Annotated in this window: 15 protein-coding genes; 9 read left to right on the top strand and 6 right to left on the bottom strand. The window is 59.8% G+C overall.

Annotated features, from left to right (window positions below; genetic code table 11):
* Positions 1-22 precede the first annotated feature (22 nt).
* The 3 genes from rsmG to AC13RM_RS12390 are packed head-to-tail and all read left to right on the top strand — an operon-like array spanning position 23 to position 2,380.
* Complete coding sequence (gene rsmG / locus AC13RM_RS12400; RefSeq protein ID WP_374823680.1) at positions 23-640, top strand: 16S rRNA (guanine(527)-N(7))-methyltransferase RsmG; 618 nt, start codon at positions 23-25, stop codon at positions 638-640.
* A gap of 21 nt (positions 641-661) precedes the next feature.
* Positions 662-1,459 carry a ParA family protein gene (locus tag AC13RM_RS12395; RefSeq protein ID WP_113232966.1) on the top strand — a complete coding sequence of 266 codons (798 nt, stop codon included), beginning with the start codon at positions 662-664 and terminating at the stop codon, positions 1,457-1,459.
* A 36-nt stretch (positions 1,460-1,495) separates the two neighbouring features.
* Positions 1,496-2,380, top strand: a complete 885-nt coding sequence (locus AC13RM_RS12390) for a ParB/RepB/Spo0J family partition protein (protein ID WP_488555111.1) — start codon at positions 1,496-1,498, stop codon at positions 2,378-2,380.
* Between the two features lie 159 nt (positions 2,381-2,539).
* Here the strand turns inward: AC13RM_RS12390 and holA are convergent, their stop codons facing one another.
* The 3 genes from holA to leuS are packed head-to-tail and all read right to left on the bottom strand — an operon-like array spanning position 2,540 to position 6,732.
* Positions 2,540-3,577 (bottom strand): DNA polymerase III subunit delta, encoded by a 1,038-nt coding sequence (holA, locus tag AC13RM_RS12385; protein WP_488555110.1) that lies wholly within the window; start codon positions 3,575-3,577, stop codon positions 2,540-2,542.
* 13 nt (positions 3,578-3,590) lie between these two features.
* Positions 3,591-4,112 (bottom strand): LPS assembly lipoprotein LptE, encoded by a 522-nt coding sequence (gene lptE / locus AC13RM_RS12380; protein WP_488555109.1) that lies wholly within the window; start codon positions 4,110-4,112, stop codon positions 3,591-3,593.
* Positions 4,102-6,732, bottom strand: a complete 2,631-nt coding sequence (leuS, locus tag AC13RM_RS12375; RefSeq protein ID WP_488555108.1) for a leucine--tRNA ligase — start codon at positions 6,730-6,732, stop codon at positions 4,102-4,104. Before leuS ends, lptE begins: the two co-directional genes overlap by 11 nt.
* 199 nt (positions 6,733-6,931) lie before the next feature.
* On the opposite strand from leuS, the gene AC13RM_RS12370 reads away from it, so the two are divergent.
* A complete protein-coding gene (locus AC13RM_RS12370; protein ID WP_488555107.1) occupies positions 6,932-7,591 on the top strand; it encodes a YggS family pyridoxal phosphate-dependent enzyme in 660 nt (219 codons plus the stop codon).
* Between the two features lie 191 nt (positions 7,592-7,782).
* On the opposite strand, the gene AC13RM_RS12365 is transcribed toward AC13RM_RS12370, so the two are convergent.
* Complete coding sequence (locus AC13RM_RS12365; protein ID WP_095433387.1) at positions 7,783-8,490, bottom strand: DUF1013 domain-containing protein; 708 nt, start codon at positions 8,488-8,490, stop codon at positions 7,783-7,785.
* 223 nt (positions 8,491-8,713) lie between these two features.
* On the opposite strand from AC13RM_RS12365, the gene acs reads away from it, so the two are divergent.
* Positions 8,714-10,672 carry an acetate--CoA ligase gene (acs, locus tag AC13RM_RS12360; RefSeq protein ID WP_488555106.1) on the top strand — a complete coding sequence of 653 codons (1,959 nt, stop codon included), beginning with the start codon at positions 8,714-8,716 and terminating at the stop codon, positions 10,670-10,672.
* 45 nt (positions 10,673-10,717) lie between these two features.
* Here the strand turns inward: acs and AC13RM_RS12355 are convergent, their stop codons facing one another.
* Together AC13RM_RS12355 and AC13RM_RS12350 are read right to left on the bottom strand one after the other, a co-directional pair.
* Entirely contained in the window at positions 10,718-10,927 is a 210-nt protein-coding gene (locus tag AC13RM_RS12355; RefSeq protein WP_488555105.1) for a YegP family protein, read from the bottom strand.
* A 370-nt stretch (positions 10,928-11,297) separates the two neighbouring features.
* Positions 11,298-11,525, bottom strand: coding sequence for a DUF1674 domain-containing protein (locus AC13RM_RS12350; protein WP_112338663.1), 228 nt, complete (start codon positions 11,523-11,525; stop codon positions 11,298-11,300).
* 109 nt (positions 11,526-11,634) lie between these two features.
* On the opposite strand from AC13RM_RS12350, the gene htpX reads away from it, so the two are divergent.
* From htpX to purH, 4 genes are all read left to right on the top strand, one after another.
* Positions 11,635-12,633 (top strand): zinc metalloprotease HtpX, encoded by a 999-nt coding sequence (gene htpX, locus AC13RM_RS12345; RefSeq protein ID WP_488555104.1) that lies wholly within the window; start codon positions 11,635-11,637, stop codon positions 12,631-12,633.
* Entirely contained in the window at positions 12,630-14,039 is a 1,410-nt protein-coding gene (locus AC13RM_RS12340) for an RsmB/NOP family class I SAM-dependent RNA methyltransferase (RefSeq protein ID WP_488555103.1), read from the top strand. Before htpX ends, AC13RM_RS12340 begins: the two co-directional genes overlap by 4 nt.
* A gap of 148 nt (positions 14,040-14,187) precedes the next feature.
* Positions 14,188-15,834 carry a heparinase II/III family protein gene (locus AC13RM_RS12335; RefSeq protein ID WP_488555102.1) on the top strand — a complete coding sequence of 549 codons (1,647 nt, stop codon included), beginning with the start codon at positions 14,188-14,190 and terminating at the stop codon, positions 15,832-15,834.
* Between the two features lie 172 nt (positions 15,835-16,006).
* A complete protein-coding gene (gene purH / locus AC13RM_RS12330; RefSeq protein WP_488555101.1) occupies positions 16,007-17,623 on the top strand; it encodes a bifunctional phosphoribosylaminoimidazolecarboxamide formyltransferase/IMP cyclohydrolase in 1,617 nt (538 codons plus the stop codon).
* Positions 17,624-17,679 lie beyond the last annotated feature (56 nt).

Below are 17,679 nucleotides of genomic sequence, written 5' to 3'. Positions count from 1 at the left end.
ACAAGGCTAGAGAGTCCAGAGTATGGAATTGAACGGTGTGCGTGTTTCACGTGAAACACAGGAACGGCTGCAGCATTTTGCGCAGCTTTTCCAGAAATGGGCGAAGACCATCAATCTTGTCGCGCCGTCTACGATCGATGATCTCTGGCGTCGCCATATCGCGGATAGTGCGCAGATTTTCCAGCTGCATCCGGCAACCGACCATTGGGTCGATTTAGGGAGCGGTGGCGGATTTCCGGGCGTGATAACGGCAATCCTGCTAGCCGAAAAGGGTGCCGGACATGTCGATCTGGTCGAAAGCAATCAGAAAAAGGCTGCTTTTTTACGTGTCTGTCTACGGGAATGCGCGGCCCGGGGCGCTGTTCATGCCATTCGTATCGAAGAGGCGCCGGCTGCGATCCAGACCTGCGATGCTATCTCGGCCCGGGCGCTTGCGGAGCTTGAACTGTTGCTGGATTACGCAGCTCCCTGGCTCGAGCGCAATGAAAATCTGCGCCTCTTTCTACATAAAGGCCGGGATTACGAACGCGAGCTGCAGAAAGCCCGTGGTCGTTGGGAATTCGATCTGGTAAAACATCAGAGTGTCGTTGAGCGAGATTCCGTCATTCTGGAGCTAAGTCGTCTTCGACGCCTGATTTAACCATAATTGGATGTGCGGCAGATGATCGGCGAGCGAAACCGGATTATTACCATCGCAAATCAAAAGGGCGGCGTTGGCAAGACGACGACCGCGATCAACCTGGCGACGGCTCTTGCCGCCATTGGCGAACGCGTCCTGATTGTCGATCTCGATCCCCAGGGCAATGCCAGCACGGGTTTGGGCATCGAGCGCCGTGACCGCAAGCTGTCCTCCTACGATCTGCTGGTGGGCAGCCACGGGATCATGGATACGGTGCAGGAAACGGCCGTTCCGAATCTCTTCATTGTGCCATCGACGATGGATCTTCTTGGTGTGGAGATGGAAATTGCGCAGCAATCGGACCGCGTTTTCAAGCTGCGGCGTGCGTTGAATGCGTCGGACGCTCTCGCCTTTTCCTATATTCTGGTGGACTGCCCGCCTTCCTTTAACCTCCTAACGATGAATGCCATGGCCGCGGCTCATTCCGTTTTGGTGCCGTTACAGTGCGAATTTTTCGCTCTGGAAGGTCTCAGCCAGCTGCTGGAGACGGTCGATCAGGTGCGGCGCACGGTCAATCCGTCACTCGATATCCAGGGAATCGTCTTGACCATGTTCGATTCCCGCAACAATCTGGCGCAGCAGGTCGTCAGCGATGTGCGGACGCATCTTGGCGAGAAGGTCTACCATACGTTGATTCCGCGCAACGTCCGCGTGTCGGAAGCGCCGTCCTACGGCAAGCCTGCCATTCTTTACGACCTGAAGTGCGCAGGCAGCCAGGCCTATCTGCAGCTTGCTTCGGAAGTGATCCAAAGAGAGCGGCAGCGAAAAGCTGCCGCCTGATATGACCTAGTATTTGTTCCAGAGTGAGTATCGGCGATGAATGATGATCTTTCGAAGCGGCGTCTCGGGCGCGGACTGGCGGCTCTCATCGGGGAGATGGACCAGTCGACGCCCGTCGATGCCGGCAGACCGGCCGTCAATCCGGATCGCTTGGTGCCGATCGAATTCATCAGCCGCAATCCACGCAATCCTCGCCGCTATTTCGATGAGACCGAGCTGCATGATCTCGCCAGCTCCATTCGCCAGCACGGTATCGTCCAGCCGGTCGTCGTTCGCACAGTTTCCAGCGATCGCTTTGAAATCATTGCCGGTGAACGGCGCTGGCGCGCGGCTCAGCTTGCCGGGCTGATCGAAATTCCGGTGATCGTGCGCGATGTCGACGACAAGACGGCGCTGGAAATCGCCATTGTCGAGAATGTCCAGCGCGCGGACCTCAACCCATTGGAAGAGGCGTTGGGTTACGAGCAGCTGATCGCTGAACACGGCTATACGCAGAATGATCTCGGCGAAATCATTGGCAAGAGCCGCAGCCATGTCGCTAATTCCCTACGCCTCCTGAAGCTTCCCGATCCGGTGCGCGATATGCTTGCTGGAGGCTCGCTTTCCGCCGGCCATGCCCGCGCCCTCGTTTCGACCTCCGATCCGACTGCGCTGGCGCGAACTATCGTTTCCAAGGGCATGTCGGTTCGCGATGCCGAGCGTCTCGCACAGAACGACATCAAGGCGCAGAACGATCCTCGTCCTGCCGGCGGGCGCAGGGATGAAAAGGATTCCGATACGCTGGCGCTCGAGCGCACGCTGTCGGACACGCTCGGGCTCGATGTTTCCATCAATCACCGCGGCAATGGCGGCCAGGTGAAGATCAGCTACAAGACGCTGGAACAGCTTGAGGAAATCTGCCGACTTCTGGAGCGCCGCTAAATCGGTCTGTTCACATGAAACGTCAAATTGTTATGGAAACGATTACGCACCTTTCGGCGATTTGCGCGGAAAGGTACTATAGCCCTGTAAAAACAGTGGGATAGGCTACTTCAGTATCCATTATGCGTATGCCTATCCACGTCCGTTTCCCGTGAAACATCAGCCCCTGCGTGCCGACTGCAATGTGGTGGCAAGCAGGGTTTGCGTCGCGATCGTGTCTTCGAGGCTCGCACGCTGGCGTGTCTGGAGAATGGCGGACTGCAGCCTGTTCATCTCGCGGGCGATCGCAGGACCGGACCAGGTCTTGAGGGCCTGTTCTATGATCGGCTTGCGCCTGAAATGCAGATGGCGCCCGTGCGTCTGCATAACCTGTGCCGGGGCAACACGCTTTTCATCCATTTCGGCTCGCATCGTATCGAGCATCTGAAATTGCCGCAGGCAGCCCTGCAGCACGAGAAACATCGGAGTCTTGGAGGAGGCGATCTTCTGCATGGCGTGCAGAAAGGCCTCGGAATCCCCCTTCAAGATGGCATCGACGGCATCGTCAGTGGAAATTGCGCTGGCATCACCGATGATCTCCATGACATGGCTCTCTTCGATCGTGCCCTGCCCGCGGCAGTAAAGCGCCAGTTTGCGCACCTCGTTGCGCGAGGCGATCCGGTCGCCGCCCAGAAGTTCGAGCAATGCTTGGCGAGCTGCTGGGGCTATGCGCAACCCTTCATTTGCCAGCTCCGTATCGATCAGACCATTCAGAGCTCTGGCATCGTCGGCATAGCAGGGAATGGTTGCGACGGAGCGCGCCGGTTCCGCCACCTTTCGCAGACTTGCGCCCTTCTTCAGATCGCCGGCTTCGATGATGACGAAACTCGCCTCCGGCGGGTCTTCGGCAATGATCTGCAGCGAATCGACCAATGCTTTTTCATTGGCGGCGCCGCGAATCCAGACGAGTTTTTCGCCACCGAACAGACCGATGGCGTTGACTTCGTCGAGCAGGCGTCCTGCATCGTTCTGCAGGTCGCCGACGTCGAGTTTGATGAGGGAAAAGGCATCGTTGAGATCCACGCCGGTTTTGGCAGCGATCTGCGCGGCACGTTCAGAAACGAGGCCGCGATCCGGACCGTAGATCACAAAGATCCGGTAGCTGCGCGCGGCATTTTGGAGGAATCCGTCGAATTCGTGAGACTTGATTTCCGCCATGCCGCGCTCTTTATCAGCGGCTGAGCGCGGCAGCGATGTCGGCTGCGACCATTTCGGCAACTTCGCGGGCGGCACGGTCTTCCGAATCACGGATTGCGCGCTGCTTGGCGAATTCCTGCGTCGGGAAGTCGACGAGCGAAGTCACCGCACGGCTGCCCGATTTGATAACCTTGCCGGTGCCGATCTCTTTCAATGTGAAGGAGACGGTCACAGTCGTGCGGCCTGCGGCCGACGTACTCGAAGACGGTAGATAGAGCACGCCGCCAGTGCCGGAGCTGACACTCAGATCGACACTGTATTTCGGCGTCTTGGTCTCGCCTGCGCCGCGACCCGCAATGAAGATCAGCTGGTTGCGCACTTGGAGACCGACACGCGAGCCGACGTCGGAGAAGGAAACTTCCGACAGCTTCTGCGTGACACCGGTGCTGACGGCATAGAGCGGCCGAACCTGGCAGGCAGACAGAAGGCCGGCAACGGCCACCAGAGACGCAACGCCGGCGATGCGGGCGAATTTGAAAAGACTATCAGACGACAATGTTTACGATCCTCTGTGGAACGACGATGATCTTCTTTGGCGCCTGACCATTCAATGCGCTTGTAACGGCGTCCAGGGCGAGCACGGCTTGCTGTACGGCATTCTGATCTGCATCGCGCGCGATTGTCAATTCGGCGCGCTTCTTGCCGTTGATCTGAACGGGATAGATGATCTCGTTCTCGATCACGAGCGCCTCGTCATAAACCGGCCATGGGCTGGTCGCGACCATGTTGACGTTGCCAAGCGCAGCGGAGCATTCCTCGGCCAGATGCGGCGTGATCGGCGCGACCAAAGCAATCAGGATCTCGACGGCTTCGCGGACGGCAGAGCGATAGGCGCCATCCGCCTGACCGGCAGCCACTTTCGTCAGCGGTGCCGCCAGCGCATTGACGAATTCATAGATGCGAGCCACGGCCTTGTTGAAGGCGAGCTTGTCGTAATCCCCCTGAACCGCCTTCAGCGTACGGTGTGAGATCTGCGAAATCGCCAGAGCGTCGCCTTCCTTAGCCGGCGTAGATTCGACCGCCTTCAGAGCATCGGCGGCTTCGGACACCAGGCGCCACATGCGCTGGGTGAACCGATACGCACCCTCGACGCCGGCTTCCGACCAGATGACGTCGCGATCGGGCGGCGAATCGGACAACACAAAGAAGCGCGCGGTATCGGCACCGTAGGAGGCGATGATGTCATCGGGATCGACGACATTCTTCTTCGACTTCGACATCTTCTCGATCGAACCGATGGCGATGTCCTCGCCTGACGACAGCAGCGTTGCGCGGCGCTGGCCGTCCACTTCCTCGATCTTGATATCGGCGGGCGACACCCATTCGCGCGTCAGGCCGCTTCCTCGGCTATAGGTTTCATGCACCACCATGCCTTGCGTGAACAGGCCCTTGAAGGGCTCCTTCACGTCGAGATGGCCGGTTTCGCGCATGGCGCGGGTGAAGAAGCGCGAATAGAGCAGGTGCAGGATCGCGTGTTCAATACCGCCGATATACTGATCGACAGGCAGCCAATGATTGGCGGCCTTCGGATCCGTTGGCTGATTTTCCCAGGGAGCGGTGAAGCGGGCGAAATACCAGCTCGAATCGACGAAGGTGTCCATCGTATCGGTTTCGCGCCGGGCATCCTTGCCGCATTGCGGGCAGGCGACATGCCGCCAGCTGGCGTGCCGGTCGAGCGGATTGCCCGGCTGGTCAAACGTGACGTCGTCGGGCAGCCGGACCGGCAGGTCCTTTTTCGGCACCGGCAGTACGCCACAATCGTCGCAGTGGATGACCGGGATCGGGCAGCCCCAATAGCGCTGACGGGAGATGCCCCAGTCGCGCAGACGGAAATTCACCTTTCGCTCTGCCTGCGGTGCATTGCCAAGTCTCGTCTCGGAGAGCTTCGTTGCTACCGTCTGGAAGGCTTCCTCGGTGCTCATGCCGTCGAGGAAGCGGGAATTGATCATCACGCCATCGCCGTCATAGGCGACGTCGCCGACGGTAAAGGTCGCTGCATCGCCATCGGCAGGCATGACGACGGGAACGACAGGCAGACCGTATTTGCGGGCGAAATCCAGGTCGCGCTGGTCGCCGGACGGGCAGCCGAAGATGGCGCCCGTGCCATAATCCATCAGCACGAAATTGGCGATATAGACGGGCAGCTCCCAAGACGGGTCGAAGGGATGGTGGACGCGGATGCCGGTGTCCATGCCCTTCTTCTCGGCGGTTTCGAGCGCTGCCAGCGAGGTGCCGGCGCGGCGGCATTCCTCGCAGAAGGCCTCGATTGCCGGGTCCTTGGCGGCCGCTTCCTTGGCGAGCGGATGGTCGGCCGAGATCGCCAGGAAGGAGGCGCCGAACAGCGTATCCGGACGGGTCGTGTAAACGATGATCTCGCGATCGCTGTTGGGAGCGGTTTCGGCCACGATTTCCCATCGAACCGTCAGGCCCTCGGAGCGGCCGATCCAGTTCTTCTGCATCAGCCGCACTTTTTCCGGCCAGTGGTCCAGCGTATCCAGGGCATCCAGCAGTTCCTGGCTGAATTCGGTGATCTTGAAGAACCACTGCGTCAGCTCGCGCTGCTCGACGAGTGCGCCGGACCGCCAGCCGCGGCCGTCGATGACCTGCTCATTGGCGAGAACGGTATTGTCGACCGGGTCCCAGTTGACCTTGGACTTCTTGCGATAGACGAGGCCTTTTTCCATCATGTCGATGAAGAGCATCTGCTGACGGTGATAATAATCGACGTCGCAGGTCGCGAATTCGCGGCTCCAGTCCAGCGACAGGCCCATGGCCTTCAGCTGGGTGCGCATCGAGGCGATGTTCTGGTAGGTCCATTCCTTCGGATGCACCTTGTTGTCGCGCGCTGCGTTTTCCGCCGGCATGCCGAAGGCGTCCCAGCCCATCGGATGCAGCACGTTATAGCCGCGGGCGCGCTTGTAGCGGGCAACGACATCGCCCATGGCGTAGTTGCGCACATGCCCCATATGGATGCGGCCCGACGGATAGGGAAACATTTCTAGAACGTAGTATTTCTCACGCGGATCGGCATTGTCTGTCACGAAGACCTTTTCTTCGTTCCATTTTTCCTGCCAGCGGGGCTCGGCGTCGCGCGGATTATAACGTTCGCTAGTCATCTGATTTTGTATTCCGGAAAATCATGGGGATTAAGGCGTGACCTTCACCACGAAACCACCCAAGCGTCAAGTTTAGCGGGTGCAGCAAGTGCCTTATCTTGCAAAGCAAAGCCGGATTCGGCCGCATTCGCCCTTGGCAAAGCCTGCGAGCCTCATTACTGCAAAGTTTGAGAAGCAAGCCAAATATCGAGGCGAAAAGATGGAACTTCAAGAGCGCCTGGACGAAGTCCGTTCCCATATCGCGGCTGCCGAGCGTCAGGCCGGCCGAGCTGCCGGCTCCGTGCAGCTCGTTGCCGTCTCGAAGACTTTCGATGCCGATCAGATCCGACCGGCGATTTCGGCCGGCCAGCGCGTGTTCGGCGAAAACCGCGTGCAGGAAAGTCAGGGCAAGTGGCCGGAGCTGAAAGCTGAAACGCCTGGAATCGAGCTGCACCTGATCGGGCCACTGCAATCGAACAAAGCCGCAGATGCGGTGGCGCTATTCGACGTTATTGAGACGATCGACCGGGAAAAGATCGCGCGGGGCGTCGCCGATGAAATGAAGCGGCAGGGCAAGAGTTTGCGGCTCTATGTGCAGGTCAATACCGGACTGGAACCGCAAAAGGCCGGGATTGCGCCCGACGATACCGTCGCTTTCGTCGAGCTGTGCCGCAGGGAGCTGGGGCTTTCGATCGAGGGCCTGATGTGCATTCCGCCGGCCGAGGAAAATCCGGGGCCGCATTTTGCCCTGCTGGCAAAGCTCGCCAAGCAGGCCGGCGTCGAAAAACTTTCGATGGGCATGTCCAGCGACTATGAAATTGCGGTTGCCTTCGGCGCGACGAGCGTGCGCGTCGGTTCTGCGATTTTTGGGGCGCGATAGTTCCGCCGAAATAAAATATGTCTGAAGGCCTTGCTGCGTGGAACACACGAGCGGACCGGATTGGGATTTGACGGGACTTTTCAGTCCCGAAAATGGTAATTGCGGGGAGAGGGAGCCTGCCGTGCCCGCACAACGAAAAGCTCCGGTCGCATTGCGACCGGAGCTCGGTAAATCTTCAATGATACCGGATTTCAGAACTGATCGTCGTCCTCGTCGTCGCGGCTGGTCGATTTCAGCGACTTCAGCTTGGCGAAAACGGCGTCGGCGTCGATTTCCTTTTCCTTCTCTTCTTCGCGATCATAGCTGAAACCGAGCTTTTCGGTTTCTTGAGCCGGCTGCAGGGTTGCGCCGAGTTCGGCGGCGGTCGGCAGCGGACGGCCCTTTGATGCCTTTTCGACTTCCATGTCGAGGTCGATCTGGCTGCAGAGGCCGAGCGTGACCGGATCCATCGGCGTCAGATTGGCCGAGTTCCAGTGCGTGCGGTCGCGGATCTGCTCGATGGTCGACTTGGTGGTGCCGACCAGGCGCGAAATCTGCGCATCCTTCAGTTCCGGATGGTTGCGCACCAGCCACAGGATGGCGTTGGGACGGTCCTGACGCTTGGAAACCGGCGTGTAACGCGGGCCGCGGCGCTTGGATTCCGGCACGCGGACCTTCGGCTCGGAAAGCTTCAGCTTGTGGTTCGGGTTGGCTTCGGCGCGGGCGATTTCATCGCGGGTCAGCTGGCCGGTCGAGATCGGGTCGAGGCCCTTGATGCCCTGCGCTGCTTCGCCATCGGCAATGGCCTTCACTTCGAGCGGATGCAGCTTGCAGAACTGCGCGATCTGGTCGAATGACAAGGCCGTATTGTCGACAAGCCAGATGGCAGTTGCCTTCGGCATGAGCAATTGTTGAGCCATGGATATAGTCCTTCTGTCAGTCCGCGCCGGTGTCGCGGTCCGGGGTGTAACACCACATTGTCCGGGAAATACGGCCCTATATAGCGATAGTGTCGCGTAATTGCAATTCTTTGCGGATGAAATGCACTTTGTCCAATTGCTGTCGTAGTTTGACCTGCTATTTATTGCGCGGAAAGAGCACTCGCGGTTACAAATCGGGGTGCGAGGATTTGAGGAGGAAACAATGTCGGAGAAGATCCATCCCGTGACCAAACCGGTCAAGGCGCGCGCCCTGATCGACAAGGCGAAGTACCAGAAATGGTATGAGCAGAGCGTCGAGGATCCCGACAAATTCTGGGGCAAGCACGGCAAGCGCATCGACTGGTTCAAGCCCTACACGAAGGTCAAGAACACATCCTTTACCGGCCAGGTCTCGATCAAGTGGTTTGAGGACGGCGTCACCAACGTCTCCTATAATTGCATCGACCGGCATCTGAAGAAGCATGGCGATCGCGTCGCCTTCATCTGGGAAGGCGACAATCCCTATATCGACAAAAAGATCACTTATAACGAGCTCTACGAGCAGGTCTGCCGACTGGCGAATGTTCTGAAGAAATACGGCGTCAAGAAGGGCGACCGCGTTACCATCTACATGCCAATGATCCCGGAAGCCGCTTATGCGATGCTGGCCTGCGCCCGCATCGGCGCGGTGCATTCGGTGGTCTTCGGCGGCTTCTCGCCGGAGGCGCTTGCCGGCCGCATCGTCGATTGCGTCTCGACCGTCGTCATCACCTGCGATGAAGGAGTCCGCGGCGGCAAGTCCATTCCGCTGAAGGAAAACACCGACAAGGCAATTCAGATCGCCGCCAAGCAGCAGGTTGCGGTCAAGACCGTGATTGCCGTGCGCCGCACCGGCGACAAGGTTGCCTGGGAGCCCGGCCGCGATGTCTGGTATCACGAGGAAACCGCCAAGGTGAAGGCGGATTGCCCGCCGGCGAAGATGAAGGCGGAAGACCCGCTCTTCATCCTCTATACCTCGGGCTCCACGGGCAAGCCGAAGGGCGTGCTGCACACGACGGCCGGCTATCTCGTCTATGCGGCGATGACGCACGAATACACGTTCGACTATCATCCCGGCGATATCTACTGGTGCACGGCCGATGTCGGCTGGGTGACGGGCCATTCCTACATCGTCTATGGGCCGCTTGCGAATGCAGCGACCTCGCTGATGTTCGAAGGTGTGCCGAACTACCCGGACCAGGGCCGTTTCTGGGATGTGATCGACAAGCACAAGGTCAATATCTTCTACACGGCGCCGACGGCGATCCGTTCGCTGATGGGCGCCGGCGATCAGTTCGTCAAGCGTGCCTCGCGCTCCAGCCTGCGCATCCTCGGTACCGTCGGCGAGCCGATCAATCCCGAGGCATGGGAATGGTATTACAAGGTGGTCGGCGACAGCCGCTGCCCGATCGTCGATACCTGGTGGCAGACGGAAACCGGCGGCCACATGATCACGCCGCTTCCGGGCGCGACCGATCTCAAGGCCGGTTCAGCCACCTTGCCCTTCTTTGGCGTGCAGCCGCAGCTGGTCGACAATGAAGGCAATGTGCTGGAAGGGGCGGCCGACGGCAATCTCGTCATCGCCGATAGCTGGCCCGGCCAGATGCGCACCGTCTATGGCGACCATGAGCGCTTCATCCAGACCTACTTCTCCACTTACAAGGGCAAGTACTTCACCGGCGACGGCTGCCGCCGCGACGAGGACGGCTACTACTGGATCACCGGCCGTGTCGACGACGTGCTCAACGTCTCGGGCCACCGTCTCGGCACGGCGGAGGTGGAATCGGCGCTCGTATCCCACAAGCACGTCTCGGAAGCCGCCGTCGTCGGCTATCCGCATTCGATCAAGGGTCAGGGCATCTATTGCTATGTAACGCTGATGGTCGGGATGGAAGGCACAGAAGCGTTGCGGCAGGAGCTGGTGAAGCACGTTCGCGCCGAAATCGGCCCCATCGCCTCGCCGGACAAGATCCAGTTCACCCCCGGCCTGCCGAAGACCCGCTCGGGCAAGATCATGCGCCGCATCCTGCGCAAGATCGCGGAAGGCGATTTTGGCGCGCTTGGCGATACCTCGACACTTGCCGATCCGGCTGTGGTCGATGATCTGATCGCCAATAGGCAGAACAAGGCGGATGCGGCTTAAAACGAAAAACGCCGCGTCGTTCTAGCGACGCGGCGTATACTTAGCTTAAGCGGCGTTTGCGAGATTTGCAGGGAACCAAACTGGGCTGCCTGACGAGCCCTTCATTATATCAATGCTGCGTTCGCAATCGATGCGTTTTACATACCCTTCACTGCTCACGGCGATGGTTTTGCCGTTAGAAGCTTCATATGTCCAACGCCATTCATTACGATTATCTTTGTACATCCAATAGGATGGGTAGGTACGTGTTGCCATAACTGGCATCCTTTCATCAAAATAAAGATGTCAGGGTTGACCACGGCAGAATTTTCTGACTCAATACTAATGCAAAGTATACCGCGCCCGCGCCCTGACATCAGTCATTGCGGGATGCAAATATCGAAGCCGTCACTTTCCTTGGCCGGGGGTGGCGGCTTCTTTGTTTGCACCATCAAATTAACGAGAATTCAGCATGATGAGTCAAGAGACACTATATACTGAATTTTACGATCAATTATTTTATATCTTTAAATGTAATTATATCAACAGTTTAATGCTAAATAGCGAACTGTGAATCATTCCAGCGCAGATACCACATATGGTGCCCCTGCAGCGTGGAACTGGTCTCTAGTGATTCGCGCATATCTCAAAAATCGATCGCGCGGCCGTTGATCTCCCAATCGCCGAAGCGCGCGGGGTCGGCGCCGCCGCGGCCGCCGATTTCGGGGGGAAGTTCGGCCTGTGCTTGAGCTTCCTGCGCTTTGCGGCGCTCTTCTGCTTCGGCGAGCGCTCGCTTGGCGGCAGGCGAGAGCGGCTTTCGCGTGATTTCACCGGTTTCGGTGTCGAGTTTATTGTCGTTATCGGCTGTCTGCATGATCTGATCGGTCCGGAACCGTTGAATTAGGCGGAGGAATAGCCAAATCATAGTGCGTCCGGCCGCAAAGAGAAAGGTTCGGACTGCCGATCGTGTTGGAGACCCCTCGATGAATCTCATGCGTACTGCCATGCTGCTTGCCTTCATGACCGCGCTCTTCATGGGCGTCGGCTTTTTGATCGGCGGCCAATCGGGCATGCTGATCGCATTTGTCGTCGCTGCCGGCATGAATTTCTTTTCCTACTGGAATTCAGACCGCATGGTACTGTCAACCTACGGTGCGCAGGAGGTGGATGAGCGCAGCGCGCCGGAATTCTACCGCATCGTCCGCGATCTCGCCCGCAATGCCGGCCTGCCGATGCCTAGGGTTTATCTCTATGACAGCCCGCAGCCGAACGCTTTTGCGACGGGCCGCAATCCGGAAAACGCCGCCGTTGCCGCCTCCACCGGCCTGCTGCACGCGCTGACGCCCCAAGAAGTGGCCGGCGTAATGGCCCACGAGCTTGCCCACGTCCAGAACCGCGACACGCTGACCATGACGATCACGGCGACGCTTGCCGGCGCCATTTCCATGCTCGGCAATTTCGCCTTTTTCTTCGGCGGCCGCCGCGACAACAACAATCCGCTCGGCATGGTCGGTGTTCTCGTGGCGATGATCGTCGCTCCTCTTGCTGCCATGCTGGTGCAGATGGCGATCAGCCGCACGCGTGAATATTCCGCCGACCGCCGCGGCGCGGAAATCTGCGGCAATCCGCTGTGGCTCGCCTCTGCGCTCGGCAAGATCGCCCGCGGCGCGGCGCATATTCCGAACGAAGAGGCCGAAGGTCATCCTGCTACGGCACATATGTTCATCATCAATCCGCTCTCCGGCGAGCGGATGGACAACCTGTTCTCCACCCATCCGAACACGGAAAACCGCATCGCCGCGCTGCATGACATGGCCCGCTACGGCGGCGGTGGTGCCTCGTCGATGACACCGTCTTCCGGCCCATCTTCCGGCTTTGGCTCGACGGGACCGTCCTTCACTGCTAATCCGGGGCGCAAATCGCGCTCCGTGCCGAATACGGGTCGCGGTGGTTCGCAACCGCCGAAGGGTCCCTGGTCTTGAGTTCTGACACGAAAAACAACGCTTCCAAGAGAGACGGAAAACGATCGGGCAAACGGCCGCAGCCGCCGAGGCCGGTCGATTCGTCTCCGCCGAAGCCCGGCCTTGCGGCCCGGGCGGCGGCGTCGAAGATCCTGGGAGCCGTGCTGGACCGCAAGACGCCACTCGACGGCATGCTCGATGCCGAAGGCGGCAGCGCCGCCTATACGACGCTCAGTGATGGCGATCGTGCTTTGGTGCGAGCAATCTTGAACAGCGCGCTTAGGCACCTGCCGCGCATCGAGGCGGCGATATCGTCGCTGCTCGACTCACCGCTGCCGGAGGGTGCGCGCGCGCTGCATCATGTGCTTGTTGTCGGTGCGACGCAGATCCTCTATCTCGACGTGCCGGATCATTCCGCCGTCGATCTTGCCGTCGAGCAGGCCAACCGTGATCCCCGCAATCGCCGTTTCGCCAAGCTAGTCAATGCCATTCTTCGCCGCATCGGCCGCGAGAAGCAGGAGATTCTCGAGCGGGTCTCGAAGGTGCCGGCCATGCCGGATTGGTTCCTGTCCCGCCTGGAAGTTGCCTATGGCGCGCCTGCGGCGCTCAGGATTTCCGACACGCAGCTCGAGCCGGCGGCGATCGATCTTACTGTGAAATCCGATGCCGAGGGTTGGGCAAAGCGGCTGAATGGCATGGTGCTGCCGACTGGCGGCGTGCGGCTTGCCGCGTTCGAAGGGTCCATTCCCTCGCTGGAAGGCTTCGAGGATGGCGAGTGGTGGGTTCAGGATGCTGCCGCCAGCATTCCGGCAAAGCTTTTCGGCTCGCTGGCCGGCAAGCGGGTCGTGGACCTTTGCGCAGCACCTGGCGGCAAGACGGCGCAACTCATTCTCGCCGGCGCTGAGGTCACGGCTCTCGATCAATCCGCCAATCGCCTGAAGAGGCTGTCCGGCAATCTGGCACGCCTTGGCTTCGAAGCAGAAACCGTCGTTGCCGATATGAGCAAATATCAGCCCGACGAACTTTTCGACGCCGCTCTTCTCGATGCCCCCTGCTCCTCGACGGGAACGACGCGCCGCCATCCGGATGTGCTCTGGACCAAGGGACCGGAGGATATCGCCAAGCTGGCCGCCCTGCAGGAACGCCTGATTCGCTATGCCCTGTCCTTGGTCAAACCGGGCGGTGTGGTGGTCTTCTCCAACTGTTCGCTCGATCCCGAAGAGGGCGAAGATCTGGTTGCACGCCTGCTTGCCGATACTGGCAATGTCGAGCGCGTACCGATCGCATCAGGCGATTGGCCGGGTCTGGAAGCGGCGATTTCGCCGCTTGGAGCCTTCCGCACCACGCCGGATATGCTGCCGCTTGGCGAAGGTTTTGCCTCCGGCCTCGACGGCTTCTTTGCCGTCGTGCTTCGCCGGACGCATTAGTCCCACCTCGAATCGTTTTTACCGGACGGTTAAAAAACCGGCGAACATGTCTTTAATTGGTATATCTGTAACCTCTTTTTAACCACGGGTAATGAGAGTAAGCAGAAGCAAATATGCAGATCTGCGGCAGGGTTTAGTGAGTTCATACATGCGGGAAGCATGGCGGCGGATGTCGCGCCGCGCGGCGTTGACGCGATTGCGTCTCACCCGCCACACGATGCGTGTGCCGGAGCGCCTGATCGTGGCACCGACCGATCTGCGCAGCGTCGATCCCTTTTTCGTCGAAGAGCTTTTGAACGGCCGCATTCTGCTCGCCGGGCGCGTTCTGGAAACACAAGGCGCGTCGCCCTTCTCATTGGAGCTGCCATCGCTGGCTTTTGCTGCCCGGCTGCATAATTTTCGCTGGCTGCGGCATTTGCGGGCGGAAAAGAGCGATCAGGCCTCGGCCATGGCGCGGTCGATCCTTACCGACTGGATTGCGGTCCACGGTCGCCGGCTGCATGGCCTTGCGTGGTCGCCCGATATAGCGGCGCAGCGGCTGATCGCGCTTCTGTCGCATTCGCCCGTGCTTTTGCAGGGCACGGATAGCGGTTTTTACCGCCGTTTCATGCGTATGCTGGTTTTCCACGTGCGCTTTCTGCGCCGGATCGTTGCGTCGTCACCGGATGGCATCACCCGGTTCCGTGTGCGCATCGCGCTTGCCATGGCCTCGGTCGCCATGCCGAGCAGTTCTCTCACGCTGAAGCGGGCGGGGCAGGCGCTCGACCGGGAGATCGACCGGCAGATTCTGCAGGATGGGGGTCACATCTCCCGCAATCCTCGCGCATCGCTGGAGCTGCTGCTCGATCTGCTGCCGTTGCGCCAGACATACGTCAATCTCGGCCACGACGTGCCGGTGCGGCTGATCCCCGGTATCGATCGCATGTATCCGGCGCTGCGCTTCTTCCGCCACCAGGATGGCGATCTGGCGCTGTTCAACGGTGCGACATCGACGCTCGCCAATGAGCTGATGTCGGTGCTGCGCTATGACGAAACGGCCGGTCAGGCCTTCAAGGCGTTGCCGCATACCAAGTATCATCGTTTGGCCGCCGGCCAGGCCGTTGTCATCATCGATGCCGGGACAGCAGCTTCGACCGATCTCAGCCGCACGGCGCATGCCGGCTGTCTCTCCTTCGAGATGTCGTCGGGCAAGACGCGCTTCATCATCAATTCCGGCGCGCCCGAATTTGCCGGTGACCGCTTCATGCAGGCGGCGCGGGCGACGGCGGCGCATTCGACCGTGACGCTAAACGACACCTCATCCTGTCAGTTCTCCAAATCGAAATCGCTGGGGCCGATCATGGTCGCAGGCGTGAAGAAGGTCATCGTCGAGCGCGCTGAGACCGAGGACGGACGCGACTATGTGCGCGGGGCGCATGACGGCTATCTCTCGGCCTTCGGCTATGTCCATGAGCGCGAAATCAGTCTCAATGCGTCAGGCACGATCGTCGCCGGCCGCGACCGCTTCTTCGTGCCGGAGGGCAAGAAGAACAAGCCGAAGGGCGAAGGCATCGCCTCCGCACGCTTCCATATCCACCCTTCCATCAGCCTTTTGCAGACGGAAACGGATTCCGCGCTGCTGATCGCGCCGGATGGAGAGACATGGGTCTTCTCCTCGCCCGGCAACGAGGTGCTTGTGGCGGAGGATATCTTCTTTGCCGATCCCTCGGGGATGCGTTCTTCCGATCAGCTTGAGATCGTCTTTCGGATCACGGAAAAGCCGGAAATCCGCTGGTTTTTATCGCATCGGCCATAGGCTAAGCGCGTGAGCTATGCTAACGGGGCGGCATTATCCGTCCCGCGCCATCTACGCCGGACGCCACATCTCCTCATTCCAGAGCGTTTCCGCTCTGTTTTTTGTTATCGCAACTCCGGACGGAAAACCGCCATACACTTTTCCTGGAGTTGCTCTAGACCGGAGAAAGCCCATGGCCGTCGTTTCCAAGAAAATTCCCGCTCCCGACAAGGTGAAGGTGAAAACCGCGCTTCTGTCCGTTTTCGACAAGACCGGCATCGTCGAGCTGGCGCGTGCGCTGAGCGAACAGGGCGTGCGGCTGCTGTCGACCGGCGGCACGCACAAGGCGATCGCCGCAGCAGGTCTTGCGGTGACCGACGTTTCGGAAGTGACGAATTTTCCGGAGATCATGGACGGCCGCGTCAAGACGCTGCATCCGAAGGTGCATGGCGGTCTGCTCGCCATCCGCGACGATGCCGAGCATCAGGCAGCCATGAAAGAGCACGGCATCGAAGGCATCGATCTTGCCGTCATCAACCTCTATCCCTTCGAGGACGTGCGCAAGGCAGGCGGTGATTATCCGACGACGGTCGAGAATATCGACATCGGCGGGCCGGCGATGATCCGCGCTTCGGCCAAGAACCATGCCTATGTGACGACGCTTACCGATCCCGCCGATTATGCCGAGCTGCTGGCCCAGCTTTCCGCCGATGCCGGCCAGACGACCTATGATTTCCGTAAGCGCATGGCCGCGAAGGCCTTTGCCCGCACGGCCGCCTATGACGCGATGATCTCCAACTGGTTTGCCGAAGCGCTCGATATCGCCACGCCGCGCCACCGTGTCATCGGCGGCGTTTTGCGCGAGGAGATGCGTTATGGCGAGAACCCGCACCAGAAGGCGGCTTTCTACCTGACCGGCGAAAACCGCCCCGGCGTCTCGACGGCAACACTCCTTCAGGGCAAGCAGCTGTCCTATAACAACATCAATGACACCGACGCCGCCTATGAGCTCGTCGCCGAGTTCCTGCCGGAAAAGGGGCCGGCCTGCGCGATCATCAAGCACGCAAATCCCTGCGGCGTTGCCACCGGCCCGAGCCTGGTGGAAGCCTATAAGCGCGCTCTCGCCTGCGATTCCACCTCCGCTTTCGGCGGCATCATTGCGCTGAACAGCCTGCTCGATGCCGAAACGGCCGAAGAGATCGTCAAGCTCTTCACCGAGGTCATCATTGCGCCTGAGGTTAGCGAGGAAGCCAAAGCGATCATCGCTCGCAAGCCGAACCTGCGCCTGCTCTCGGTCGGCGCCTTGCCCGATCCGCGCGCCGCTGGCCTCACCGCAAAGACCGTCTCCGGCGGGCTACTGGTTCAGAACCGCGACAATGCTTTGGTCGAGGATATGGAGCTCAAGGTCGTCACCAAGCGCGCTCCGACGGCGCAGGAGCTGGAGGATATGAAGTTCGCCTTCCGCGTCGCCAAGCACGTGAAGTCGAACGCCGTCGTCTATGCCAAGGATGGCCAGACGGCCGGTATCGGCGCTGGACAGATGAGCCGTGTTGATTCCGCTCGGATCGCCGCCATCAAGGCCGAGGAAGCCGCCAAGGCCATGGGGCTTGCCGAGCCGCTGACGCGGGGTTCCGCCGTCGCTTCCGAAGCCTTCCTGCCCTTTGCCGACGGCCTACTCTCGGCGATTGCCGCCGGCGCCACGGCCGTCATCCAGCCCGGCGGTTCGATGCGCGACCAGGAAGTGATCGACGCGGCCAACGAACACAATGTCGCGATGGTCTTCACCGGCGTCCGCCATTTCCGCCATTGATCGGCGGATATACCGTATTTATAAAACGTATATCCCGGCTGCTTTTCCAGCCGGGA

Source organism: Martinezella sp. CNPSo 3732, assembly GCF_057784515.1.
This window is presented reverse-complemented; position numbering and strand designations above follow the sequence as displayed.